The following is a 24,029-nucleotide window of genomic DNA, read 5'->3' as shown; positions in this document are numbered from 1 at the left end:
CGACGTCGTGAGGAGTCCCGGTGCGAAAACTGCTCGTGGCCGTGCTGCTGGTGTTCGCCGCCGTGGTGGTGCCGTCCGGATCGGCGCCACCACCGGCGGCCGCCGCCACGGCCGACTGGCTGCACACCGAGGGCAACCGGATCGTCGACGCCGACGGGAACGAGGTGTGGCTCACCGGCGCCAACTGGTTCGGCTTCAACGCCGGGGAACGGGTGTTCCACGGCCTGTGGAGCGCGAACATCGAGCAGGTCACCCGGTCGATGGCCGAGCGCGGCATCAACCTGGTGCGCGTGCCGATCTCCACCCAGCTGCTGCTGGAGTGGAAGGCCGGGCAGGCGGGTCAGGCCAGCGCGGTCAACACCTACGTCAACCCCGAGCTGACCGGGAAAACCACGCTCGAGGTGTTCGACCACTTCCTGGCCCTGTGCGAGAAGTACGGCCTCAAGGTGATGCTCGACGTGCACAGCGCCGAGGCGGACAACTCCGGGCACGTGCAGCCGGTGTGGTGGAAGGGCTCGATCACCCCGGAGCTGTTCTACCAGGGCTGGGAATGGGTCACCGCGAGGTACAAGACCGACGACACCATCATCGCGATGGACGTCAAGAACGAACCGCACGGCACCGCCTCGACCACGCCGCGGGCCAAGTGGGACAGCTCGACCGACCAGGACAACTTCAAGCACGCCTGCGAAACCGCGGGCAAGCGCATCCTCGCGATCAACCCCAATGTGCTGATCCTCTGCGAGGGCAACGAGATCTACCCGAAGGACGGCAAGAACTGGAGTTCGGTCACCGGCACCGACTACCACGGCACCTGGTGGGGCGGGAACCTGCGCGGCGCCAAGGACCACCCGGTGAACCTGGGGGCGAACCAGGACCAGCTGGTGTACTCGCCGCACGACTACGGGCCGCTGGTGTTCGAGCAGCCGTGGTTCAAGAAGGAGTTCGACAAGACCACGCTGACCGACGACGTGTGGCGGCCGAACTGGTTCTACCTGCACGAGAACGGCACCGCGCCGCTGCTGGTCGGCGAGTGGGGCGGACGGCTGGGCCAGGACGCGCGCCAGGACCGGTGGATGACCGCCCTGCGTGACCTGATCACCGAAAACAGGCTGCACCAGACGTTCTGGTGCCTCAACCCGAACTCCGGTGACACCGGCGGCCTGCTGCTCGACGACTGGAAGACCTGGGACGAGACCAAGTACGCGCTGCTCAAACCGGCGCTCTGGCAGCACGGCGGCAAGTTCGTCAGCCTCGACCACGAGGTACCGCTGGGTGGTGCGGGCAGCACCACCGGCATCAGCCTGGGCGAGCGTTACGGCGGCGGTGGCGGTACGGACACGGAAGCCCCGGGCGTGCCCGGCGCGGTGGTGAGCACGGCGACCGGCTCGGCGAGCGTCACCCTCGGCTGGGGCGCCGCCACGGACAACGTGGGCGTGCGCGAGTACGACATCTACCGCGGTGGCACCAAAGTGGGCAGTTCCCCGGGCACCTCGTTCACCGACAACGGCCTGGCGCCGAACACCGACTACACCTACACCGTGCGGGCCAGGGACGCGGCGGGCAACGTGTCCGCGCCCTCCGCCCCGCTGACCGTGCGCACTTCGGCGGCACCACCGGGCAGCCTGCAGGTGCTCTACCGCAACAACGACGCCAGTCCGGCGGACAACGCCATCCGGCCGGGCCTCCAGGTGGTCAACACCGGACAGTCCACAGTGGATCTCCAGGGCGTGACGGTGCGGTACTACTTCACCCGTGACGGCTCCGGCGCGGTCTCGTCCTACTGCGACTGGGCCGCCACCGGCTGCGCGAACCTGAGCACCGCGGTGCACGCAGCCACGGCCGTGCCCGGCGCCGACGCCTACCTCGAAGTCGGCTTCACCACCGGCACCCTCGCCCCCGGCCAGTCCACCGGCGAGATCCAGCTGCGGCTGGGCAAGAACGACTGGTCGAACTTCGACGAGACGGACGACCACAGCCACGGCGCGGCGGCCGCCTACACCGCCGCGCCCCAGATCCCCGCCTACCTCGGCGGGACCCGCACCTGGGGGGTCGAGCCATGAGGTGGCTGCTCGCGGCGGCACTGCTGATCCTGTCCACGCTGTCCGGCCCGGCCGCGGCGGCCCCGGAACCCGCGCCGGCCACCTGGCGCAACGTGGAGATCGCGGGCGGCGGGTTCGTGCCCGGCATCGTGTTCAGCCCCGCCGAGAAGAACCTGATCTACGCGCGCACCGACATCGGCGGCGCCTACCGGTGGAACCAGGCAGCCGGCCGCTGGATCCCGCTGCTGGACTGGGTGGGCTGGGACAAGTGGGGGTACAACGGCGTGGTCAGCATCGCGCCGGACCCCAAGAACGCCAACCGCGTGTACGCCGCGGCCGGGATGTACACCAACAGCTGGGATCCGAACAACGGCGCGATCCTGCGCTCGTCGGACCGCGGGGCCACCTGGCAGGTCAGCCCGCTGCCGTTCAAGCTCGGCGGAAACATGCCGGGCCGCGGTATGGGGGAGCGGCTCGCCGTCGACCCGAACGACGGGCGCGTGCTCTACCTCGGCGCGCCGAGTGGCAACGGCCTGTGGCGCAGCACGGACTCCGGGGTGAGCTGGGCGAAGGTGACCGCGTTCCCGAACCCGGGCAACTACGTGGAGAACCCGGCGGACCCCAACGGCTACGCCAGTGACAACCAGGGCGTGGTCTGGGTGACCTACGACTCGCGCTCGGGCACCGCGGGCAGCCCCAGCAAGACCGTCTACGTCGGGGTGGCCGACAAGGAGAACACGGTCTACCGCAGCACCGACGCGGGCGCGACCTGGCAGCGCCTGCCCGGTCAGCCGACCGGCTACCTGGCGCACAAGGGCGTGCTGGACGAAGCGGGCGGCTTCCTCTACCTGGCCACCAACGACAAGGGCGGCCCGTACGACGGCGGCAAGGGTGACGTGTGGAAGTTCGACACCGCCACCGGCGCCTGGACGCGGATCAGCCCCATCCCGTCGGACAGCGCGGACAACCACTTCGGCTACAGCGGGCTGAGCGTGGACCGGCAGCACCCCGGCACGCTGATGGTGGCCACGCAGATCTCGTGGTGGCCGGACATCATCATCTTCCGCAGCACCGACGGCGGCGCGACCTGGACCCGGATCTGGGACTGGGGCAACTACCCCGAGCGGACCCTGCGCTACGAGATGGACATCTCCGCCGCGCCCTGGCTCACCTTCGGCGCGAATCCGGCGCCGCCGGAGACCTCGCCCAAGCTCGGCTGGATGACCGAGTCGCTGGAGATCGACCCGTTCGACTCGAACCGGATGATGTACGGCACGGGCGCGACGATCTACGGCACGAAGAACCTCACGGCCTGGGACACCGGCGGGAAGATCCGCCTCGAACCCACGGCGGGCGGGCTCGAGGAGACCGCGGTGCTGGACCTGATCAGCCCGCCGTCCGGGCCGCCGCTGGTCAGCGGCCTCGGGGACATCGGCGGGTTCCGGCACGACGACCTGGCGAAGGTGCCGTCGAAGATGTTCACCGGCCCGGTGTTCACCTCGACCACCAGCCTGGACTACGCCGAACTGTCCCCGGGCACGATGGTCCGCGCGGGCAACACCGACCAGTCGCCGCGCGTGGCGTTCTCCGCCGATGGCGGCGCGAACTGGTGGGGCGCGACCGAACCGGGTGGCGTGACCGGCGGTGGCACGGTCGCCGCGGCGGCGAACGGCAGCCGGTTCGTCTGGAGCCCGCAGGGTGCGGCCGTGCACTACTCGGTCGGCTTCGGCAATTCGTGGACGCCGTCGGCGGGTATCCCGGCCGGTGCGGTGGTCGAGGCGGACCGGGTGAACCCGATGAAGTTCTACGGCCTGTCCGGGGGACGGCTCTACGTGAGCACCGACGGCGGCGCGAACTTCACCGCCGCCGCGACGGTGGACGCGGCGAAGTTCCACGCCGTCCCGGGCCGCGAGGGCGACCTGTGGCTCGCCGGCGCGGGCGGGCTGTTCCATTCGACCGACTCCGGTGCCACGGTGACCAAACTGTCCGGTGTGGACAAGGCGGTCAACGTCGGCTTCGGCAAGGCGGCGCCCGGCAGGGCCTACCCGGCGCTGTACCTGGTGCGGGAGAACGGGTTCTACCGCTCGGACGACACCGGTGCCAGCTGGGTGCGCATCAACGACAACGCGCACCAGTACGGCAACGCCGGGGAAGCGGTGACCGGGGATCCGCGAATCTACGGCCGCGTGTACATCGGCACGAACGGGCGCGGCATCGTCTACGCCGACACCGCCTGATATTCGGTGGCCCCTGCCAGGCCCGGCCTGGCAGGGTGACCGCCGTGCTCCTTTGGCTGTTCGGCCCGCCCGCGGCGGGCAAGACCTCCGTGGCGCGGGAGATCACGCGCTCGCACCCCGAGTTCGCGCACCTCGACACCGACCAGATCGGCCTCTGCTACCCGGCCCCGGACGACGATCAGGCCAACCACGGGGTGAAGTCCGCCGGCCTGGCCGCGTTGTGGCCGAACTTCCGGGATGCCGGGGCGCGCGGCCTGGTGGTGTCCGGGAACCTGCTCACGGCCGGGGACTTCGCCCGCTACCGCATCGACGGCACCCCGATCACCCTGTGCCGCCTGCGCGCCGACCCCGAGGTGCACAAGGCACGGTTCCTGCGCCGGGGCCGGTTCACCGACCTGGTCGACCGGTGCCTGGAGGAAGCCGCCGCGCTGGACCGCACCGAGTTCGCCGACCACACCGTCGACACCACGCACCTGTCCACGGCGGACTCGGCCGCGCTGGTGCTGGAGCGGACGGGGTTCGCCCGATGACCGAGGTGATCTGGCTGTACGACCCCGCCGAGCGCGGGCAGTCCGCCGAGGCCTGGGCGATGTACCGCGACCTGTTCACCAACGGCACCAAGGCCGGTTACATCGACCTGCACGACATCGGCTGGCACGGCGACGAGCGCCTCGTCCGGCGCAATTTCGAGGCGCTGTGGCGGATCTACGCGGCGGCGGGCGCCCGGCACCTGGTCGTCTTCGGGGGAGCGGCCGGTGGCGAGGTCGCCCGCGAGTACGCCGGACTGGTGCCGGGCGCGAAGCTCACCGTCCGCCGGGGCGGACGGTGAGCCCCCGGGTCTACGCCCACGCAGGGGCGACCGCCCAGCTCACGTCCTGCGCGTAGGACGCCGGGTTGTCGTAGGTGTGCGCGCCACCGCTGGACGCGACCCACACCTCGTCCGCGTAGTGCCGGACGTTCGTGCCCAGTTCGTTGATCGACGCCAGCCGCACGGTTCCGGCACCACTGCCCGGCTGCGCGCAGAAGGTCGCGTCACGGTCGAATATTTCGCTGCCGTCATCGGCGCCCAGCCGCACCCGGAAGCCCGAATGCCGCAGGTACTGACCGGGCAGGTTCCGCGACTCCAGTGAGTAGCAGGACGAATCTGCCAGCCCACGCCGGATCACGAACGTCGCGTCCGACTTCAGCAGCGCGGGACTGCCCGCGGTGACCACGTCCGTCCGCGCCAGGCTGTCCTGGTGCCGCAGGTACCGGTCGGTGAACCCGGGCGTGCTCACCTGGAACGACCGCGCCTGGTCCACCGGCAGGTCGGCACCGCTGCGCCACAACGGGATCGTCGCCGCCCAGGTGGTGTCCGCGGCGAAGCTGCCGCCGCCGTCCCACGGGTTCGGCCCGCTCGCCCGCGCCAGGTAGACCAGCTCCTGGTGGTGGCGGATGAAGGCGCCCGGCTGGTTGTGCGACTCGAGCGCCGAAGCACCCTGTCCCGCGCGGACGCAGAACGTGGCATCCCCGGCGAAGCCGGCTGATCCGTCGTTCACGTCGGCCCGGATGCGCGAGTTGGCGTGCCGCAGGTAGCGGCCCGGGAAGTTGCGCGATTCGAACGACACGCACGACGAATTCGCCAGCCCCGGCCGGGTCCAGAAGGTGGCGTCCTGCTTCACCAGGTCGTTCGCGGGCACGTCGGTGCGGGCGAGGCTGTCCTGGTGCCGCAGGTACCGGTCGGTGAACCCCGGCGTGGTCACCCGCAGCGAGACCGGCTCGCCACGCGGGATCGCGGTACCGGCGGCCAGCGCGAGCACCTGCTGGTTCACCTCCCGCACCCGGGACTCGGTCATCTTCAGCACCTGGCGGTCGTAGGTGTAGAAGCCGTTGATCTCGTTCTCCACGTCGTACGGCTCGGTGTAGACCGACGCGGACAGCCCGCGGGTCTGCACGAACCGGCCGACCTCGCGGGTGATCTCGGTGTACCGGTTGGTCAGCGAGGTCTCGTCGGGGAACAGGTCCCCGTAGGCGAATCCCGCGCCCGGCTGCCACTCGTGCCCGGTGATCCGCCTGCCGAGCCCGCCGTACTCACCGAGCACCGCGACGCGGCTCGCCGTGGGCAGGCGCGTGCCCGGCGACATCTGGTACGCGTGGTCGTCGAGCACGTCCCCGTTGCCGGGTTCGGGATCCGAGACGCAGCAGTTCGAGCCCGAGTTGTGGTTGATCAGCCGGGTGTTGTCGTGCGAGCGCACCAGGTCGACGATGCGCCCGTTGTCGTACTCGCCCCAGCCCTCGTTGAACGGCACCCACTGCACGATCGAGGTGATGCCCTTGAGCTGGTCGACGATCCGCCGCAGCTCGGCCTCGAAGTTGACGTGACTGGCCGCCGAGGTGTCGTCCACCGCGTCCAGCGACGGCATGTCCTGCCAGACCAGCAGACCCAGCCGGTCGGCGTGGTAGAACCAGCGCGCCGGCTCCACTTTGATGTGCTTGCGCACCATGTTGAACCCGAGCGCCTTCTGGCGTTCGAGGTCGAAGCGCAACGCGGCGTCGGTCGGGGCGGTGTAGATGCCGTCGGGCCAGTAACCCTGGTCCAGGGTGCCGAGCTGGAAGACGAACTTGCCGTTCAGCAGTGGCCGCAGCACCCCGCCGACCATCGCTTTGCCCAGCGACCGCATGCCGAAGTAGCCGGTGACCACGTCGCCACTGCCGGGCAGGGTGACACGCAGGTCGTAGAGGAACGGGTCGTCCGGTGACCACAGCCGGGCGTTCGGCACCGGGATCCGCAGGTGCGAGCCGACCGCGCCGGTCGCCGTGCCGACCACCTGGCCGCCGCTGAGCACCTCGGCACGCGCCTGCTGGCCCGCCGTGCCCTGCACCACGAGGTCGAGCACACCGGCGGGCACGTCCGGGGTGGTGTCCAGCCGGGTGATGTGCGCGGTGGTGACCGGTTCCAGCCAGACCGTCTGCCAGATGCCCGAAGAGGCGGTGTAGAAGATCCCGCTGGGATCGCGCCGCTGCTTGCCGATCGGGAAGCGGTTGCCGTCGACGGGGGAGTGCACGCCGACGACGATCTCGTTGGCCCCGGCCCGCAGCGCGCCGGTGATGTCGAAGGAGAAGGCGTCGTAGCCGCCGGTGTGCGTGCCGACCTGGGTGCCGTTCACCCACACCCGGGTCTCCCAGGTGACCGCGCCGAAGTTCAGCTTCACCCGCCGACCGTTCCAAGTGGACGGGACAGTGAAGTCGCGCCGGTAGAACATGGTGTCCTCGTGGCGTTTGATGCCGGACAACGCGGACTCGATCGGGTAGGGCACGAGCACGCCTTCGGGCAGGGTCTGCCCGATCGGCGGGGAGTTGAGGTTCGGCGCGCCGGCGAACTCCCAGACCCCGTTGAGGTTGAGCCAGTCCGACCGCACCAGCTGCGGTCGCGGGTATTCGGGCAAGGCATTGGTGGGGGAGACCTGGGTGGTCCAGGGGGTGTTCAGCGGGGCCGGTTTGGGCTGCCAGGTCGCGGCCGAGGCGGCCGGGGTGGCCACCACCAGCCCGGCGAGCACGAGCAGCGCGACGAGCAGTGCGTGAGGTCTGCCCTTACGACGTTCTTCGGGACGCGGTAGCGACATGCGGGACCTCCGGGGATTCGGTGGGGACCTATCCGGTGGTGCTCTCCCTGATCCGCAGGGAAAACGGGATGCGCACGTCCTCCGGCGGGGCTGACGCGCCGCCGGTGCCACGGCGGTGGATCAGCTCGACCGCCGCGCGCGCGAGCGCGGTCTTGTCGGGCGCGATGGTGGTGAGCGAGGGAAGGCTGTAGGCGCTCTGCTCGGTGTTGTCGAACCCGGCGACGGCGATGTCGCCGGGCACCGAGCGGCCGCGTTCGAAGGCGGCGCGGACCGCGCCGAGCGCGAGCATGTCGTTGAAGCAGAACACCGCGTCCGGTGGTTCCGGCAGGTCGAGCAGCCGTGCCATGGCTTCGGCACCGTCGCGCTGGTGGTAGCGCGTGGCGGGTGCGATGAGCTCGGGCGCTTCCGGCAGGCCCGCCTCGTCGAGCGCGTCGCGGTACCCCGCCAGGCGCTGCGCGGCCGTGCCACGGCGTGGGTGCTGGCCGATGACGGCGATGCGGGTGCGGCCGAGCCCGGCCAGGTGCCCGACCGCGGTGCGGGCCGCGAGCACGTTGTCGATCCCGGCGTGGTCCATCGGCACGTCGAGGCGGTGCTCCCCGAGCAGGACCATCGGGATGCCGGCGGGATCGGTGAGGTCGCCGGGTTCCAGTGCCTCGGGGCTGATGATCGCGCCGTCCACCAGGTGCGGGCCGAGCGAGGCGAGGGTGTCGCGCTCGCTCTCGCGGGCGCCTTGGGTCTCTTCGATGAGCACGTTCCAGCCGCGTTCACGGGCGGCGGTGATGATGGCGCCGGCGAGTTCCCCGAAGTACGGGATGCTCAGTTCCGGCACGACCAGTGCGAGGAAGCCGGTGCGGCCGCGCCTCAGGTTCCGCGCGCCGAGGTTGGGCCGGTACCCGGTGGCTGCGAGCGCGTCCTCCACCCGGCGGCGGTTCTCCGGTTTGACGAAGTCGTAGCCGTTGACCACGTTCGAGACGGTCTTCACGGAGACCCCGGCGAGCACCGCGACATCCCGCAGAGTTGCCACCACGATCCCTTCGCCGCCGGATTGCTCAGCTTAGTCCTTTTACAACGTTGTGCCAACGATGCAAATTATAGTTTGACAGTATGCTGTTGTTTCGCCAGTCGGCTGCGGTTAGGCTGCGGACATGATCCTCCGCGTCTGGCATGGCTGGGCGGCCGGTGCGCAGGCCGCCGCCTACGAAGAACTGCTCAACACCACCATCGCGCCGGGCATCCTGCGGCGCGGCATCCCCGGGCTGCGCGAGCTGGACGTGCTGCGTGGGGCGTCCGATGTGGACGGAACCGAGTTCGTCACCCTGATGGTCTTCGACGACTGGGCGGCCGTCCGCGAGTTCGCCGGCGACGACCTCACCGGCTCGGTGGTGCCGCCCGCCGCCCGGGCGTTGCTGTCCCGGTACGACGAGCACGCACAGCACTTCGAGCTGGTCCACCGGCACCGGGCGGACGACTCAGCCCGGTGTGCGTAGGGAATCCAGCAGCGTCCGGAGGGTTTCCCTGGCCTGGTGCAGTTCTCCGGCGCTGACGCCCGCCCGCTCCAGCAGGCGCTCGCGGGCGTTGTCGGACCGGGCGAACAGGCGCTCGAGCGTGGCGCGGCCGTCGTCGGTCAGCGCGATCAGCGGCGACCGCGCGTGGTCCGGATTGGACAGTGCCTCGGCCTGCCCGGCGTCGAGCAGGTCGGTCACCACGCGCTGCACGCTCTGCGGCGTCAGCCCGAGGCGGCGGGCCGCGCCCGGCACCGTGCGCGGTCCGTCGGAAAGCACGCTGAGCACGTGCCAGCGCGCCGCGGTCTGCCCGGCTTCACGGGCGATGTCCTCACTGGTGCGCCGGGAGATCCCGGCCAGTTCGTACACGTCGGCGATGAGCAGCCGGTACTCTTCCAGTGCGTCGGTCACCATGCCAGCATAGGGCCGTCACGCCAGCCTGCTGCTGATCTGCTGGACCGCCCAGCCGTTCCCGTCGGGATCGCTGAAGAAAAAGAAGCCGACATTGTCCAGCTCCTCGCCCTCGCGGTAGGGGTGCAGCTCGCCGTCCCGGCCGAACACCTGGATCGGGCTGACCGCCACCCCGCGGCCGGTGAGTTCGGCGTGCGCGGCGGGCAGATCGCCGACGACGAGTTGCAGGCCCTGCGCCGAACCGGGGCGCATCGGCGGGCCACCGGTGGCCCGCAGCACCGCCGAGTTCTCGTCGACGAGCCCGACACCGAAGGCGATGGAGCACCCCGAACCCGGCGGCGTCACCTGCACCACCCGCGTGCCGCCCTGATCGGTGTCGAAGTCGACGCCGAAGCCGAGCCGTTCGCCGTAGAACTCCTTGGCGCGGTCGACGTCGGTGACCGGCAGGCAGATCACTTCGATGGTCCAGTTCATCGGACTCCCCCTTCGGCGGTGGCTCGCCAGCCTTCGCGGGCGCTGGGGAATTCCGGCGCCCAGCCGGTGGCCTCGCGGAACTTCGCGTTGCGCACGCGGATCGACCGGGTCAGCGAGGTGAGCCGGTCGCCGAGCAGCAGCGCGGCCCGCCCGGGGCCGTGGATCCAGGCGCGGGTGCCCGCCGCGTCGGCCAGCGCGGCGGCGTACTCGCGTTTGGTGAGTGGCTCGTCGTCGACCACGTTGTAAGTGCCCGCGGGCGCGTCCAGTGCGGCGGCGACCGCCCGGCCCGCGTCGGCCATGTGGATCGAGGAGACGTAGCTGTCGGCAGCCCCGAGCCGCACGGCGATGTGGTGGCGCGCCTGGGCGAGCAACTGTTCGGAGTGCTCGGCGCCCGGTCCGTAGAACCAGCCGAACCGCAGCACCACGCCGACGCCGCCGGACTCGGTGAACCGGTGGGCGCTGCGCTCGGCGGCGATGTTGGAGCGGGCCAGCGGGTAGTGCTCGATCGGGTGATCTTCGTCGATCCAGTGCGCGCCGTGGTCGCGGTAGAGCATGCTCACCGACTCCTGGACCATCCGGCCGACCCCGGCGGCGAGCGCGGCGTCGGCGACCGCCGCCGAACCCTCGGTCCGCACGCGGGCGCAGTCCGCCCACGCCTTGCGGCTGAGGAACCGGCTCATCGGCGGGATGGCCGAAGCCAGATTGGCCACCGCGTCGTGCCCGGCGAAGGCGTCGGCCAGCGCCGCCCGGTCGAACAGCGAAACCGAGACAGCCGCCGCCCCCTGCGCGGTGAGAGCCGCGGCCTTCTCCGGCGTCCGCGCCAGCGCGCTCACCTCGTGCCCGGCCCGGAGCAACGCGGGCACCGCGTGCCCGCCGATCGCGCCGGTCGCTCCCGTGACGAAGACCCGCATGCGCCGACCCTAGTCCGCTCAGCCGAGCAGGTCCGCCATTTCGTCCCGTGCCTGGATGACGATGTCGCGCATGGCGCGCTCGGCCCGGTCGGGCTCACCGCGGTCGACCGCGAGCGCGACCTCCTGGTGCAGCGCCACGGCTTCCGGCTGCGGCTCCGGCGGCATCAGGCCGTGCCCGGTCCGGCCGGTGAGCACCTCGGCCACCACCGCGGCGAGCTGGCCGAACATCGGGTTGCCCGAGGCGGTGAGCAGCAGGTCGTGGAAGGTGATGTCGTGGCCGAGGAAGGTCTCGAGGTCACGCGCCTTCGCCGTGCTCGCCAGCCGGGAGCCGAGCGCGCGCAGCTGGCCACGCTGTTCCGGGGTGGCGCGCAGGGCGGCGAACCGGGCCGCGCTCGGCTCGATCGCGGACCGCAGTTCGGTCAGTGTCCGCAGCGCCGCCTGCCGCCCGGGGCCGTCGAGCTGCCAGCGGATCACCCGTGGGTCGTAGTGGTTCCACTCGCTGTGGTCCCGCACGGTGACCCCGACCCGCCGCTTGCTCGTGGTGAGCCGCATGGTCTCCAGCGCGCGCACCACCTCGCGCGCGACCGTGCGCGACGCGCCGTAGCGCACCTGGAGTTCTTCGAGGCGGAGCACCGAACCGGGGGGCAGCTCGCCGCCGGCGATCGCGGTGCCCAGCTCGTCCAGCATCTTCGAGTGCACCCCGTCGGCCATGCGGTGACCGTACCGCACTGACTCGATTAAGTAGTACTTTCCCTTGATTAAGTAGTACCTATTGGGTCTACTCTCTGCCGCGGACAAGGAGGTCACCGAATGGCGGTCATCGTGGTGATGGGCGTGGCGGGCGCGGGCAAGAGCACCGTGGGCGCCGCGCTGGCCGGGCGCTTCGGCGTCGAGTACGCCGAGGCGGACGCGTTCCACCCGGCGTCGAACATCGAGAAGATGGCCTCGGGGGTCCCGCTCACCGACGCCGACCGGTGGCCGTGGCTCAGAGCCATCGCGCGCTGGGTGCGCGACCACGCCGCCACCGGTGGCGTGGTCACCTGCTCGGCGCTGAAGCACGAGTACCGGGACGTGCTCCGCGGCGGCGGTGACGTCTGGTTCCTGCACCTCGACGGCGCCCGCGAACTGCTCGCCGCCCGGATCGGCGGCCGCTCCGGGCACTTCATGCCTCCGTCCTTACTGGACTCCCAGCTGGCCGACCTCGGTCCGCTGCGCGCGGGCGAGCGAGGCCGCACCCTGGACATCGGTGCCCCGCCGGAAGAACTCGTGGAAGCCGCGTTCACCGCCTATCGGAAGGACCACCCGTGAACACACTCGCCGCGGCCGCAGGGGGTCACGACCTCCGCCTGCTCGGCGCCACCGTGCTGGCGATCGCGCTGATCGTCGTGCTGATCACCAAGCTGAAGCTGCACCCCTTCCTCGCGCTGATCCTGTCCTCCGGGGTACTCGGCCTGGTCGCGGGCATGCCGGTGGACAAGCTGATCAAGAGCTTCAGCAACGGGGTCGGCTCCACGGTGGCCTCGGTCGGCGTGCTGATCGCGCTCGGCGCGATGCTCGGCAAGCTGCTCGCCGACTCCGGCGGGGCCGAGCAGATCGTGGACACCATCATCTCGCGGTCGGGGCCGAAGCTGCTGCCGTGGGCGATGGCGCTGGTGGCCGCGCTGATCGGGCTGCCGATGTTCTTCGAGATCGGCCTGGTCATGCTGATCCCGGTGGTGCTGCTGGTCTCGCGGCGCAGCGGTCAGCCACTGCTGCTGCTCGGCATTCCGGCGCTGGCCGGGCTCTCGGTGCTGCACGGCCTGGTGCCGCCGCACCCCGGTCCGCTCGCCGCGGCCGGGGCGCTGAACGCCAACGTCGGCATCACGCTGGCCTTCGGCGTGCTGATCGCGATCCCGACGGTGATCATCGCCGGGCCGCTGTTCGGCAGGCTGGCCGCGCGGCTGGTGCCGGACGCGCAGGCACCCGAGCACCTGATCCCCGAGTCGGTGGGGGACACCGCGGAGAACACCCGCCGTCCCAGCTTCTTCGCCACCGTGGGCACCGTCCTGCTGCCGGTGGTGCTGATGATGGGCAAGGCGCTCGCGGACATCCTGCTGGACAAGGAGAACCAGCTCCGGCGGGTGCTCGACTTCATCGGCGACCCGCTGGTCGCGCTGCTGGCCGCGGTGCTGGTCGGCATGGTCACCCTCGGGCGGGCCGCCGGGTTCACCCGCGGCCGGATGTCGAGCACGCTGGCCGACTCGCTCGGGCCGATCGCCGGCATCCTGCTGATCGTCGGCGCCGGTGGCGGGTTCAAGCAGACGCTGGTGGACGCCGGGGTGGGTGACGTGATCACCCAACTGGCCACCGGGGCGAACTTCTCGCCGCTGCTGCTGGGCTGGCTGGTCGCGGTCGCGATCCGCCTGGCCACCGGCTCGGCCACCGTGGCGACGGTCTCGGCGGCCGGTATCGTCGCGCCGCTCGCGGCCACTTTGGACCCGGCGCACAGCGCCCTGCTGGTGCTCGCCATCGGCGCGGGCTCACTGTTCTTCTCGCACGTCAACGACGCCGGGTTCTGGCTGGTGAAGGAGTACTTCGGCATGTCGGTCGGGCAGACGGTGAAAAGCTGGTCGATCATGGAAACGGTCATCTCGGTAGTGGCGATCCTCCTGATCCTCCCACTAGGCGCCCTCCTATAACCCCACCCCGCCCCCACCCCCAACCCCACGTCCAGGAACCCGAACCACACGTTCAGAAACCCGAGTTCTACGTTCACGCAGCCGAACCGCACGTTCACGCAGCCGAACCTCACGTTGAGGCAGCCGAGTATCACGTTCGGGTAGCCGAACCCCACATTCGGACTGCTGAGTCCAGCGTTCGGCAGGCCGGGTCCGACATCCGGGCAGGCGAGTCCCGTGCCACTCGAAAGTCGGATCCGGCTGCCTGAACGCAGGACTCAGCTACCCGAACGTGAAGTTCGGCTGCCTGAACGTCGAACTCGCGAACCTGAGCGTGGGGTTCGACTACCCGAGTGTTGAACTCGGTTGCCGCAACGTGGGGTTCGGCTACCTGAGCGTGGGGTTCGGGTGCCTGAACGTGCGGTTCGGGGGCTTGGGTGTGTGGTTCGGGTGCCTGAGTGTGGGGTTCGTCCGCGAACGTGGGGTTCGGCTGCGCGAGTGTGGAACTCGGCTACCTGAACGTGGGGTTCGGGTGCATGAGGGTGGGGTTCGGGTGGGGGGTCAGTTTGGGGGGAGGGGGATTTCGTCCAGGACTTCGGTGGCCAGGGTGGAGGCGGTTTCGGCGTACCGGTTGGCCAGCCGGTGGAAGAGTTGCTCGGCGCGGATGGCGGGCCAGTCGGGCGCCAGGTGTTCGGCGGGCAGGTGCGGGTCCTGCCGGACCAGTTGCAGCCAGTCGGTGTGCAGGACCAGCTGCCGCGCCAGGTCGTCCGGGAACGACGGCAGGGGAGCGGCGGGCTCCCACCGGCTCAGGAAGGCGTGGTACCGCGTCGCGATGGCGTCGACGTCGAAGGCGCGGTGGACCAGGTCGGCCGACTCGGTGGGCTTCGCGTGCTGCGCGGTGAACACGTTGACGTTGTCCGCCAGGTCCAGCCCGTCGACGATCGAGGCGGCGTCCTTGGTGCCCGGCGCGATCCACAGGCCGTTCTGCAGCGGCCCGAACCCGGCCCACACCAGGCGTGAGCGCAGGTCGTGCCGGTCGCCGCGCCGGGTGTCGGGCAGGGAGAAGCCGACCAGGGTCCAGTTGCCGTCCCAGTCGCGGTTGACCGCGCCGGTCTGCCAGATGCGCCTGCTGCCGTCCTCCAGCACCCCGGCCGCGCGGCTGGTCAGTCCGAAGTAGACCCGGCGGCCCCGGCGGTGGCGGGTGAGCAGGCCCCGCTTGACCATCCGTGTCAGCGTCGAGCGGACCGCCTCCTCCGAGATGCCCACGCGCCCGAAGACGGCGATCACGCTGCCCGAGTAGACGGCGGTGTCCCGGCCCATCACGTGCAGGCCCAGGAAGCTGAACATCAGTGACTGCGGCCGGGCCGAGTAGCTCAGCGCGGAGTCGCCGGGATCACTTGCCGTCACGGCCCCAGCGTAGACGTCGATCATTGTTGGGCACAATCTTGACGCCCGTCACGAGCGCGACCTATGTTGGAGCGCGATCCGCAGGGAGGCCATGGTGAACCTCGGCGAACTCGTCGCCATCGACGTGCACACGCACGCCGAAGTCTCGAAGGACGGCCACCCGTCGCTGAGCCCGGACCTGCTCGGCGCCTCCGCCGACTACTTCAAGGCACACGGCCACCGCCAGCCCACCATTCCCGAAATGGCCGCCTACTACCGCGAACGCCGGATGGCCGCGGTGGTGTTCACCGTGGACGCCGAGCACGCCACCGGGCACCCGCGGATCGCGAACGAAGAGGTCGCGCAGAGCTGCGCCGAGCACGCCGACGTGCTGATCCCGTTCGCCAGCGTCGATCCGTGGAAGGGCCGGGCCGGGGTGCGGGAGGCACGGCGGCTGGTGGCCGAGCACGGCGTGCGCGGGTTCAAGTTCCACCCCAGCATCCAGGGTTTCGCGCCGAACGACCCGATGGCCTACCCGTTGTACGAGGCGATCGAGGAACTCGGCGTGCCCGCGTTGTTCCACACCGGGCAGACCGGCATCGGCGCCGGGGTGCCCGGCGGGGGCGGCATCCGCCTCAAGCACTCGAACCCGATGCTGGTCGACGACGTGGCGGTGGACTTCCCGGAGCTGCGGATCATCCTCGCGCACCCGTCGTTCCCCTGGCAGGACGAGGCGCTCGCGGTGGCCACGCACAAACCGTACGTCTACATCGACCTGTCCGGCTGGTCGCCGAAGTACTTCCCGCCGCAGCTGGTGCGCTACGCCAACTCGCTGCTCAAGGACAAGGTGCTGTTCGGCTCGGACTACCCGGTGATCACCCCGGACCGCTGGCTCGCCGACTTCGCGAAGCTGGACATCAAGCCCGAGGTCCGCCCGCGGATCCTCAAGGACAACGCGGCGAAGCTGCTCGGGCTCGCCGGGACCGACCCAGACCCAGACGGCAAGAGGTAGCACCCCCGACGACGAGGGAGTTCCGCCATGTCCGAGAGCCCGGCCGCGCCGACCCCACCGCACGATCCCGTCCAGCTCCGGCGCGCGGTCGCGTCGAGCTTCCTCGGCAGTGTGATCGAGTACTACGACTTCCTGCTCTACGCCACGGCCGCGGCGGTGGTGTTCGACAAGGTCTTCTTCTCCTCGCTCGAGCCGTTCGCGGCCACCATCGCCAGCCTCGGCACCTTCGCCACCGGGTACCTGGCGCGCCCGCTGGGCGGGGTGTTGTTCGGGCACTTCGGCGACCTGCTCGGCCGCAAGCGGATGCTGCTGCTGACCATGACGCTGATGGGCGTGGCGAGCTTCCTGATCGGCGTGCTGCCGACCTACGCGCAGGCCGGTGCGCTCGCCCCGATCGGGCTGGTGCTGCTGCGGGTGATCCAGGGGATCTCGGTCGGCGGTGAGTGGGGCGGCGCGGTCCTGATGTCGGCCGAGCACGCGCGCAGCAGGCGCGGGCTGTGGGCCAGCTTCACCAACGCCGGCGCGCCGTGCGGCATGGTGCTCTCCACCGCCGCGCTCACCGGCACCGGGGCGATCGTCGGCCAGGAGGCGTTCCTCGCCTGGGGCTGGCGGATCCCGTTCCTGCTCAGCATCGCGCTGCTCGCGGTCGGCTTGTTCGTCCGGCTGAAGGTCGAGGAGACGCCGGTGTTCCAGGCGGTGCGCGAGGACGGCCGCAAGCGCGTTCCGGTGCTGGACGTGTTCCGCAAGTACCCGCGCGTGCTCGCGCTCGGCGTGGGTGTCGGCCTGGCGGCGTTCGTCGCGCAGTCGACGCTGACCACGTTCGTGGTGGCTTACGGCGTGCAGGAAGGCCATGCGCGGCAGAGCGTGCTGAACGCGCTGACCATCTCGTCGGCGTGCGCGGTGGTGGGCATCCTCGGCTGGTCGGCGGCATCGGACCGGTTCGGCAGGCGGCCGATCGTGCTGGCGGGCGCGCTGGCCATGGCGGTCTACGGCTTCCTGCTGTTCCCGCTGGTGGCCGCCGGGAACGGGGCGCTGCTGATCCTCGCGCTGGTGATCGGGCAGGCGGTGATCCACCCGATGATGTACGGCCCGCTGGCCGCGTTGTACACCGAGTTGTTCAGCACCGAGAACCGCTACACCGGGGCCTCGCTGGGCTACCAGCTGGCCGGTCTCGGCGCCGGGTTCGCGCCGCTGCTGTTCGCCGAACTGCGCCGCGGCCCCGGGACGGCGGCGATCTCCTGGATCATCGCGGGGTTCTGCGTGCTGACCGTGGTGTGCGTGCTGGCGCTCAAGGAGACCAGCCGCCAGGATCTGAGCGGGGGCGCGGTGCCGGAGCCCGCCTCCTGAGGCGGGAGGACGCATGCTCGACGAAGGACTGGGGACGTGGCCGGTGCGGCGGGCGCGGATGTCGCCCGGCCGCACCGCGTTCGTCCACGATGGACGGCCGACCACCTACGCCGAGTTCGCCGACCGCACCGGTTCCGTGGCGGCGTACCTGGCCGGGCGCGGGGTGTCGGCGGGGGACCGGGTCGCCTACCTGGGGCCGAACCACCCGTCATTCGCTGAAGCCATGTTCGCCGCGCATCGGCTCGGCGCCATCTTCGTCCCGCTCAACTTCCGCCTCACCGCACCGGAACTGGCGTACGTGCTGGCCGACTGCGGTGCCCGGCTCCTGCTCCACGCGCCGGAGTACGCCGAAATCGCGGCGGAACTGGACGTCGACGCGGTTCCGGCGGACACCGCCTACGCCCCGGCCACCCAGATCGACACCGTGGTGCGCCCGGACGACATCGCGCTGATCCTCTACACCTCCGGCACCACCGGGCGGCCCAAGGGCGCGATGCTCAGCCACGCCAACCTCGTCTGGAACACCTACAACCTGCTCGTCGGCGTGGACGTCACCGCCGACGAGGTGACGCTGGTGTCCGCGCCGTTGTTCCACGTCGCGGCGCTCGCGCAGACGCTGCTGCCCACGTTCATCAAGGGCGGCTGCTCGGTGCTGACCCGCGCGTGGGAGGTCGACGCCTGTTACGACCTGATCGAGCGGCACCGCGTCACGATGGCGTTCGGCGTGCCGACGATGTTCGCCTCGCTGGCCGCTTCGCCGCGCTGGGACACGGCGGACCTGTCCTCGTTGCGGACGCTGTTGTGTGGCGGTGCTTCGGTGCCGCTCGCGCTCGTGCGGACCTACCAGGACCGCGGCCTGGTGTTCTGCCAGGGTTACGGGCTCACCGAGACCGCGCCGGGCGGGACTTTCCTGGAAGCGGGGGAAAGCCTGCGCAAGGCGGGTTCGGCCGGGGTCGCGGTGTTCTTCGGTGACGCCGAAGTGGACGCTCCGCCGGGCGAGCCCGGTGAGGTGCTGCTCAAGGGCCCCAACGTATCGCCGGGTTACTGGAACAACCCCGAGGCGACCGCGGCCGCGCGCACGGAGGACGGCTGGTTCCGCTCGGGCGACATCGCCACGGTCGACGCGGACGGGCACTTCCACATCATCGACCGGCTCAAGGACATGTTCGTCTCCGGCGGCGAGAACGTCTATCCGGCCGAAGTGGAGGCGGCGCTCCAGGAACACCCGGCCGTCGCGGAAGCGGCCGTGATCGGCGTGCCGGACCCGAAGTGGGGCGAGGTGGGCAAGGCCTTCCTGGTGTGCCACCACGAAGTTGCCGAGCAGGACCTGCGGGAGTTCCTGCTCGGCAGGCTCGCCAAGTACAAGATCCCGGTGACCTTCGAAGTGGTCGACGCGTTGCCCCGCACCGGATCCGGCAAGATCCGCAAGGCGGAACTGCGCCGGTCGGCCGAGGGCGGTTGAGGTGTTCTCCCCGGCTTCGGTCGAGTCAGCGGCTCCACTGCTGGCTGGTCGCGCCCTGGCAGCCGGTCTGCTGGAGCCGGGTGCCGTTCGCGGTCGAGGCGCCGATCACCTCCAGGCACCTGCCGGAGTGGCGGGCGACGAGCTCCAGGTAGCCGCCGCCGGTGTCGCGCAGCTGCCACTGCTGGTTGGGCCCGCTGTGGCACGACCAGAGGATCGCCCTGGCGTTGTCGGCGGTCGAAGCGCCGTCGACGTCGAGGCACTTACCGGCATGCTGGGAGACGAGCTGGACGTAGCCGTCGCCCGCGGAGCGTGCTTCCCACTGCTGGTTGGCCCCGCCGTGGCAGTCCCACTGGATGATCTCGGCGCCGTCGCTGCTCGAGGCGCTCACCACGTCGACGCACTTGCCTGAGTTCCGGTTCGTGACGGGGGCGACCTGTCCGCCGGGGCCCCCGTCATCGCCCCAGGCGTGCCGGAGCCGGTCGGCGCCGCTGGCGTTGCGAATGCTCAGCGAGAGAGCGGTGCCGCTGCCCTGGAGGGCGAACAGGGAATACCAGTCGTGGTTCTGCCCGGCGGTGACCTTGCCGCCGAGCGCGGGCCAGTAGGTCCCGCCCATGCCGTGCGCGCGCATCGTGTCGGTGAGGGCGCGCACGTACCGGACGAAGTTGTCGGAACTGTTCGGGTTCCCGTAATCGAGACCGGTGTCCATCGGCGCACCGAACTCGGTCACGACCGCGCGGGAAGCGCAGTTGCCCAGGCGGGTCTCGGCGAGGTCGCGCCAGCCCGCGTAGTCGTGCTGCCCGTAGAAGAACGTGTAGAAGTGGAACGACAGCAGGGTGCCGGTGAACCGGCTGTCATCGCACACCGGCCGGAGGTCCTGGCTGAAACCCGTGCCGCCGATCAGGATGCGGCCCCGCGGAATCGACGGGCGGGCGTTGATCCAGTTGGCGGCGAAGGTCAGCCATTCGCTCGCGCCGTACCCGTGGGGTTCGTTCATCGGTTCGAAGTGGACCAGGCCGTTGCCGCCGTACTGGGCGACCACGGTGTCCCACATAGAGTTGAAGGCGGCCGTGTTGGTGACCCGGCCACCCGAGGCGGCGCCGTCCTCCCAGTAGGCGAGGATGACCTTGAACCCGCGGTCGGCCGCGGCGTCGATGGCGCCGCGGTAGGCGTTCCACCAGGACGAGCCGACGGTGTGGGTGTTGACGGGCAGCCGGACGGTGTTCACGCCGAGCAGGTCCGCCATGCCGGTGTAGACGGCGTCGGCCTTGGCCCGGACGGTCGCGTAGCTGTCGGACCCGCTCAACCCGTCGAGGACGAGGGTGCCGGTCGTGAAGTTGTCGCCTTTCCGAGCCCAGTTCATGCCCCGGAACTGGCTCGTTTCGGCACTGGCGGGTGACGCGCTGACGAGCAGGCCCGCCGCCGCCAGGACCGCTGTGGTCAGCACGCACAGGAGCCGGCGGAGCGACGGCGGGAACTTGTGTCTCATGGGGTGCCTCCATGGCAGGGGGAGGGGCGGGCTCAGCTCAGGTTCCACTGCTGGTTGCCGCCGCCGTGGCAGGTCCACAGCTGGACGAGGGCCCCGTTGGCGGTGGACGCCCCGGACACGTCCAGGCACAGCCCGGACTGCGCGCCGGTGATCGTGCCGTTCGCGTGGACGTTCCACTGCTGGTTGGCCTGCCCGTTGCACGACCAGATGAGCACGCTGGTGCCCGAGGTGGTGCCTTGGCCGTTGGCGTCGAGGCAGCGGGTGTCGCCGCCGCTGTACACGGTCAGCTGGCCCGAGGGGGTGCGCGTCCAGGTTTGGCCAGCCCCGCCGCCGCAGTCCCAGATCCGCGCCTGCGTACCGGCTGACGTGTTCGGCACGTCGAGGCACTTGTCCGCGCCCACCGCGCGTACCGCCCCGGCCGGGCTGGTGCCGCCGCTGGTGTAGCCGGCCGCGGTGATGTTGGCCTGCACCGCGTCCTCGGTCGCGTCGGACGGGTAGCCCGCGACCATGGCGCCCTCGTAGAAGGTGCCGGCGCTGAGGTTGGCGCCACCGCCGGGCTTGCAGCAGTCGCCGCCGCTGCCGAGGATGATCGCCCCTTGCTTCTTCATCGGGCTGTAGCCGGGGGGAAGCGCGCCGTCCCACAGCGTGAACAGGTTGCCGGACTGCGCGTCGCTGCCCTTGATCGCGAACCGGGTCGTGCCGTTGTTCTTCAGCGTCGCGGTGACGAACCGGTGGGGGAACGCCCGCTGGTTCGGGTTCCAGGACTGGCTCCCGCCGGGATAGAGCCCCCATTCCAGATCCGCCTGGACCCACGGACCGGTGCCGGAGCAACCGCCGAACCAGCACTGCGTGCTGAAGTTGATCGCGTCCATCGCGCCGGCCGCGTCGGCGCTCCTGGTCGTTTCGCTGTTGCCGTAGTCGAAGCAGCAGCCGTTGTTGACGTGCGTGCCGCTGGTCACCATGTACATGCCTTCCGGCGCACTGCCGGTCGGCACCCCGGTCAGGTGGCCGTCGCGCCAGTAGCTGTTGCCGGGGTTGATGTAGAGCGAGTACGCCTTGCTGCCCCCGACCGCCAGCGACTCGGAGGTCGCGCTCGCGGGCTTGCTCTGGTTCGAGCCCGGCACCACGCTCGACCCCTGGTACCACAGGTCGTTCCCGCGGCCGGACTGGTCGTAGACGACCGTGATGACGCACGAGGTGCCGGCGCAGAACGAGTCCTGGGTCGTCGCGTCGGCCACGCCGCCCTCGGCGAGCACACCGACGTCGGTACTCGTGTTGTCCGAGGATCGTCTGACCTGGTACAGGTTTCCGTCGTAGGAGCCGTAGAGCGCCCGCACCGTGCTGTGCGCGGCCACGCAGGGCGTGCCGCCCGCGGCGTAGATGTCGCACGGCCCGGTGCCTGCCGCCGGTGTCGATGGGGGTGTCGATGCCGGTGCGGGCGCCGGCCACGGCAGCGTGGCCGCCGGCACCATGGCCAGTGCCGCCGCCAACCGCGCCGCTCGCGTGCGCCAGCCCGGCCGCGGATCGGGGGAGAACCTCATTGTCCTGCTCCTCGGGAAGGTCGGCTTCGGCGATCGGATGGCCGCATTGCTAGCGGCCCCAGAGTCGCCAGGTCTGGTTGAGCGGGCTGCCCTGGTTGATGGGGTTGCAGGTCCACTGGTGGACCGGGGCGCCCGCGGCGGTGGAAATCTCGCTGACGTCGACGCATTTGCCGCTGTGTCGGGCGACGAGCTGGAAGTCGTGCGGGTTGTTGCCGGAATAGGTGACCTTCCGGAGTGTGAATTCCTGGTTCGCGGCTCCGGTGAGACAACTTCGCTGCTGGACGGCGGCACCGTCGGTGGTGGCGGAGCCGCTGACGTCCAGGCACTTGCCGGTCTGCTGGTTGACCACCGTGTAGGTGCCGGAAACCGCGGATACCGGGCGGAAGTTCCACAGTTGCTGGTCGCCGCCCTCGCAGGGGAACTGCTGTTGCCGGTTGCCGTCGGCGGTGCTCGAGCCGGTGTTGTCCAGGCACTGCTGGGAGTGCTGGACGGCGGCGACGGACTGGAACCCGGTGTCCGAAGGGGACTGGAGCGTGATGGTGAAGGTGTCGTCGGCGTTGGTGTGGGGCAGGTTGACCGTGGTGGCGTTGCCGGACAGGGTGACGACCGAGTTCAGGATGGTTTCGGGGCCCTGGACCGCGGCGCCGCCGTTGTGGGGGATGCGCTGGGCGATCACGCGTACCTGGTCGTTCTGCACGATGCCGGTGGTGGTGTCCAGCCGCCGGAGGTCGACTGCGATGTTGCCGGTCGTGCCGCCACCGCCGACGAGGATCTTCGCGACCCCGGTCGTCTTCGTGGCGAACCCGTCGTAGGCCGGGCTGGGGGTGACGGAGGCGATCTGGCCGGTCTGTGAGCCGTAGAAGCGGTAGACCCACCATTCGCCTTTCGGCTGGTGCACTCCCGCCGAGTTGCGGACGAGCAGGTTCGCGAGGTCGTTGTGCAGGTTCCCGCCGCCTCCCCAGTGGGCGCGCAGGCCGTCGGCCCCGGCTCGCTCCAGCCTGGCGATGTACCAGGAGCCGTCGCCGGGATTCTGTTCCTCGGGTGCCCCGTATTCGTTGATCTGGTAGGGACGCGGGTGCGGGATGCCGCGTGAGTCCAAAGTGGAGTTCGCGGCCGCGGCGTTCGCCACGGGGTCGCCCGGCAGGGAGTGCCAGCTGATGATGTCGGGGATCACGTTGTTCGCGCGGATGAAGTCGAGGTACTGGTTCCACCACGCGTGGGTGGTCGACGGGACGCACGCGCAGCTCGGGCCGACGATCAGCTGGGCGGGGAACGCGGCCCGGACGCGCTGGTGGGTGCGCCGCCACAGTTCGAAGTACTGGCTCTGCGGGCGGTTCCAGAACAACCCGAGGTTGGGCTCGTTCCACAGGTCCCAGTGCACCGGGGCGCCCGTGGCCCGTACGTCGTCGATCAGGCGGGTGAGGAAGTCGTCGTAGTCGGCCCAGTTGCCGTTGTCGCCGGGGAAGCGGGAGATCGGGTAGCCGTCGGCGCCCCACAGGTCGTGCACGAGCAGGACGAATTCGCCGCCCAGCGACCGGGTGCGCAGCAGCTGGGCGCGGGTGGCGTTCCACCGGCGGTCGTAGCGGCCCGACACCCAGCCGCCCGGGCTGTCGAGCTGTGCGCCACCGGCACGCATGGCCCGGAACTTCACGTCACGGTAGAAGTGGTCGGCAGGTCCCGAGGCGTTCTCGGTCATGCCGTAGATCCAGCCGGAAGCCCGGTGGGTGGGGGAGCCACCCGTGACGGAGAAGTCGACGCTGATGGACTCGTTCGCGGCCTGAACCGGCGCGGCGAGCGTGATGACCGTCGCGGCGGTGGTGAGGAACGCGGTGATGCCGCGACGCAGCTGGACAGTTCTGGCAGTTCTGACAGTTCGCCGTTGAACCATGGGGGGTACTCCGAGCAGGTCGGGGACGGCAGGAGTCGAACCGGTTCGATCGGAGCTGCTGAATTTACGCG

The 24,029-nt window shown here is 70.5% G+C and carries 20 protein-coding genes; 10 read left to right on the top strand and 10 right to left on the bottom strand.

Annotated elements, in window-relative coordinates; genetic code table 11:
• Nucleotides 1–20 precede the first annotated feature (20 nt).
• From JOM49_RS31075 to JOM49_RS31060, 4 genes are read left to right on the top strand one after another with little or no spacing between them, the layout of a single operon-like run.
• Nucleotides 21–2,063: a cellulase family glycosylhydrolase gene (locus tag JOM49_RS31075; RefSeq protein ID WP_209667727.1), complete on the top strand. Its 2,043-nt coding sequence runs from the start codon at nucleotides 21–23 to the stop codon at nucleotides 2,061–2,063.
• Entirely contained in the window at nucleotides 2,060–4,279 is a 2,220-nt protein-coding gene (locus JOM49_RS31070; RefSeq protein WP_209667726.1) for a beta propeller repeat protein, read from the top strand. The genes JOM49_RS31075 and JOM49_RS31070 overlap by 4 nt, the downstream gene beginning before the upstream one ends.
• Before the next feature lie 44 nt (nucleotides 4,280–4,323).
• Nucleotides 4,324–4,809 carry an ATP-binding protein gene (locus JOM49_RS31065; protein WP_209667725.1) on the top strand — a complete coding sequence of 162 codons (486 nt, stop codon included), beginning with the start codon at nucleotides 4,324–4,326 and terminating at the stop codon, nucleotides 4,807–4,809.
• Nucleotides 4,806–5,108 (top strand): hypothetical protein, encoded by a 303-nt coding sequence (locus JOM49_RS31060; RefSeq protein ID WP_209667724.1) that lies wholly within the window; start codon nucleotides 4,806–4,808, stop codon nucleotides 5,106–5,108. Before JOM49_RS31065 ends, JOM49_RS31060 begins: the two co-directional genes overlap by 4 nt.
• A 10-nt stretch (nucleotides 5,109–5,118) precedes the next feature.
• Here JOM49_RS31060 and JOM49_RS31055 read toward each other — a convergent pair whose 3' ends face one another.
• Nucleotides 5,119–7,881, bottom strand: a complete 2,763-nt coding sequence (locus JOM49_RS31055) for an AbfB domain-containing protein (RefSeq protein WP_209667723.1) — start codon at nucleotides 7,879–7,881, stop codon at nucleotides 5,119–5,121.
• 28 nt (nucleotides 7,882–7,909) lie between these two features.
• A complete protein-coding gene (locus JOM49_RS31050; RefSeq protein ID WP_209667722.1) occupies nucleotides 7,910–8,908 on the bottom strand; it encodes a LacI family DNA-binding transcriptional regulator in 999 nt (332 codons plus the stop codon).
• A gap of 118 nt (nucleotides 8,909–9,026) precedes the next feature.
• Between JOM49_RS31050 and JOM49_RS31045 the strand changes: the two genes are divergently transcribed.
• Entirely contained in the window at nucleotides 9,027–9,368 is a 342-nt protein-coding gene (locus JOM49_RS31045; RefSeq protein ID WP_209667721.1) for an antibiotic biosynthesis monooxygenase, read from the top strand.
• Here the strand turns inward: JOM49_RS31045 and JOM49_RS31040 are convergent.
• The 4 genes from JOM49_RS31040 to JOM49_RS31025 are packed head-to-tail and all read right to left on the bottom strand — an operon-like array spanning nucleotide 9,351 to nucleotide 11,866.
• The gene (locus JOM49_RS31040; protein ID WP_209667720.1) at nucleotides 9,351–9,794 is read right to left on the bottom strand and encodes a MarR family winged helix-turn-helix transcriptional regulator; all 444 of its coding nucleotides are present in this window, start codon (nucleotides 9,792–9,794) and stop codon (nucleotides 9,351–9,353) included. The two genes, JOM49_RS31045 and JOM49_RS31040, sit on opposite strands and share 18 nt — an antisense overlap.
• Before the next feature lie 18 nt (nucleotides 9,795–9,812).
• The gene (locus JOM49_RS31035) at nucleotides 9,813–10,268 is read right to left on the bottom strand and encodes a VOC family protein (protein WP_209667719.1); all 456 of its coding nucleotides are present in this window, start codon (nucleotides 10,266–10,268) and stop codon (nucleotides 9,813–9,815) included.
• The gene (locus JOM49_RS31030; protein WP_209667718.1) at nucleotides 10,265–11,179 is read right to left on the bottom strand and encodes an NAD-dependent epimerase/dehydratase family protein; all 915 of its coding nucleotides are present in this window, start codon (nucleotides 11,177–11,179) and stop codon (nucleotides 10,265–10,267) included. Before JOM49_RS31030 ends, JOM49_RS31035 begins: the two co-directional genes overlap by 4 nt.
• An 18-nt stretch (nucleotides 11,180–11,197) precedes the next feature.
• A complete protein-coding gene (locus JOM49_RS31025; protein WP_209671810.1) occupies nucleotides 11,198–11,866 on the bottom strand; it encodes a FadR/GntR family transcriptional regulator in 669 nt (222 codons plus the stop codon).
• 123 nt (nucleotides 11,867–11,989) lie between these two features.
• Here JOM49_RS31025 and JOM49_RS31020 point away from each other — a divergent pair, with 123 nt between their 5' ends.
• Both JOM49_RS31020 and JOM49_RS31015 read left to right on the top strand, forming a co-directional pair.
• Complete coding sequence (locus JOM49_RS31020) at nucleotides 11,990–12,487, top strand: gluconokinase (protein ID WP_209667717.1); 498 nt, start codon at nucleotides 11,990–11,992, stop codon at nucleotides 12,485–12,487.
• Nucleotides 12,484–13,857: a GntT/GntP/DsdX family permease gene (locus JOM49_RS31015; protein WP_209667716.1), complete on the top strand. Its 1,374-nt coding sequence runs from the start codon at nucleotides 12,484–12,486 to the stop codon at nucleotides 13,855–13,857. The genes JOM49_RS31020 and JOM49_RS31015 overlap by 4 nt, the downstream gene beginning before the upstream one ends.
• A 540-nt stretch (nucleotides 13,858–14,397) precedes the next feature.
• Here the strand turns inward: JOM49_RS31015 and JOM49_RS31010 are convergent.
• On the bottom strand, nucleotides 14,398–15,243 hold the full coding sequence (locus JOM49_RS31010; RefSeq protein ID WP_308158935.1) for a PaaX family transcriptional regulator: 846 nt from the start codon (nucleotides 15,241–15,243) through the stop codon (nucleotides 14,398–14,400).
• 94 nt (nucleotides 15,244–15,337) lie between these two features.
• Between JOM49_RS31010 and JOM49_RS31005 the strand changes: the two genes are divergently transcribed.
• From JOM49_RS31005 to JOM49_RS30995, 3 genes are read left to right on the top strand one after another with little or no spacing between them, the layout of a single operon-like run.
• The gene (locus JOM49_RS31005; protein WP_209667715.1) at nucleotides 15,338–16,234 is read left to right on the top strand and encodes an amidohydrolase family protein; all 897 of its coding nucleotides are present in this window, start codon (nucleotides 15,338–15,340) and stop codon (nucleotides 16,232–16,234) included.
• 27 nt (nucleotides 16,235–16,261) lie between these two features.
• Complete coding sequence (locus tag JOM49_RS31000) at nucleotides 16,262–17,581, top strand: MFS transporter (protein ID WP_209667714.1); 1,320 nt, start codon at nucleotides 16,262–16,264, stop codon at nucleotides 17,579–17,581.
• A 13-nt stretch (nucleotides 17,582–17,594) separates the two neighbouring features.
• A complete protein-coding gene (locus tag JOM49_RS30995) occupies nucleotides 17,595–19,043 on the top strand; it encodes an acyl-CoA synthetase (protein WP_209667713.1) in 1,449 nt (482 codons plus the stop codon).
• Between the two features lie 25 nt (nucleotides 19,044–19,068).
• Here the strand turns inward: JOM49_RS30995 and JOM49_RS30990 are convergent, their stop codons facing one another.
• The 3 genes from JOM49_RS30990 to JOM49_RS30980 are packed head-to-tail and all read right to left on the bottom strand — an operon-like array spanning nucleotide 19,069 to nucleotide 23,958.
• On the bottom strand, nucleotides 19,069–20,529 hold the full coding sequence (locus JOM49_RS30990) for a ricin-type beta-trefoil lectin domain protein (protein WP_209667712.1): 1,461 nt from the start codon (nucleotides 20,527–20,529) through the stop codon (nucleotides 19,069–19,071).
• Between the two features lie 32 nt (nucleotides 20,530–20,561).
• Nucleotides 20,562–22,070 carry an arabinofuranosidase catalytic domain-containing protein gene (locus JOM49_RS30985; RefSeq protein WP_245369533.1) on the bottom strand — a complete coding sequence of 503 codons (1,509 nt, stop codon included), beginning with the start codon at nucleotides 22,068–22,070 and terminating at the stop codon, nucleotides 20,562–20,564.
• Between the two features lie 49 nt (nucleotides 22,071–22,119).
• Complete coding sequence (locus JOM49_RS30980; RefSeq protein WP_209667711.1) at nucleotides 22,120–23,958, bottom strand: RICIN domain-containing protein; 1,839 nt, start codon at nucleotides 23,956–23,958, stop codon at nucleotides 22,120–22,122.
• Nucleotides 23,959–24,029 lie beyond the last annotated feature (71 nt).

This window comes from Amycolatopsis magusensis (assembly GCF_017875555.1).
GTDB lineage: Bacteria > Actinomycetota > Actinomycetes > Mycobacteriales > Pseudonocardiaceae > Amycolatopsis > Amycolatopsis magusensis.
Note: the sequence above shows the minus strand (reverse complement) of the source record. Positions and strands in the feature narration are given on the sequence as shown.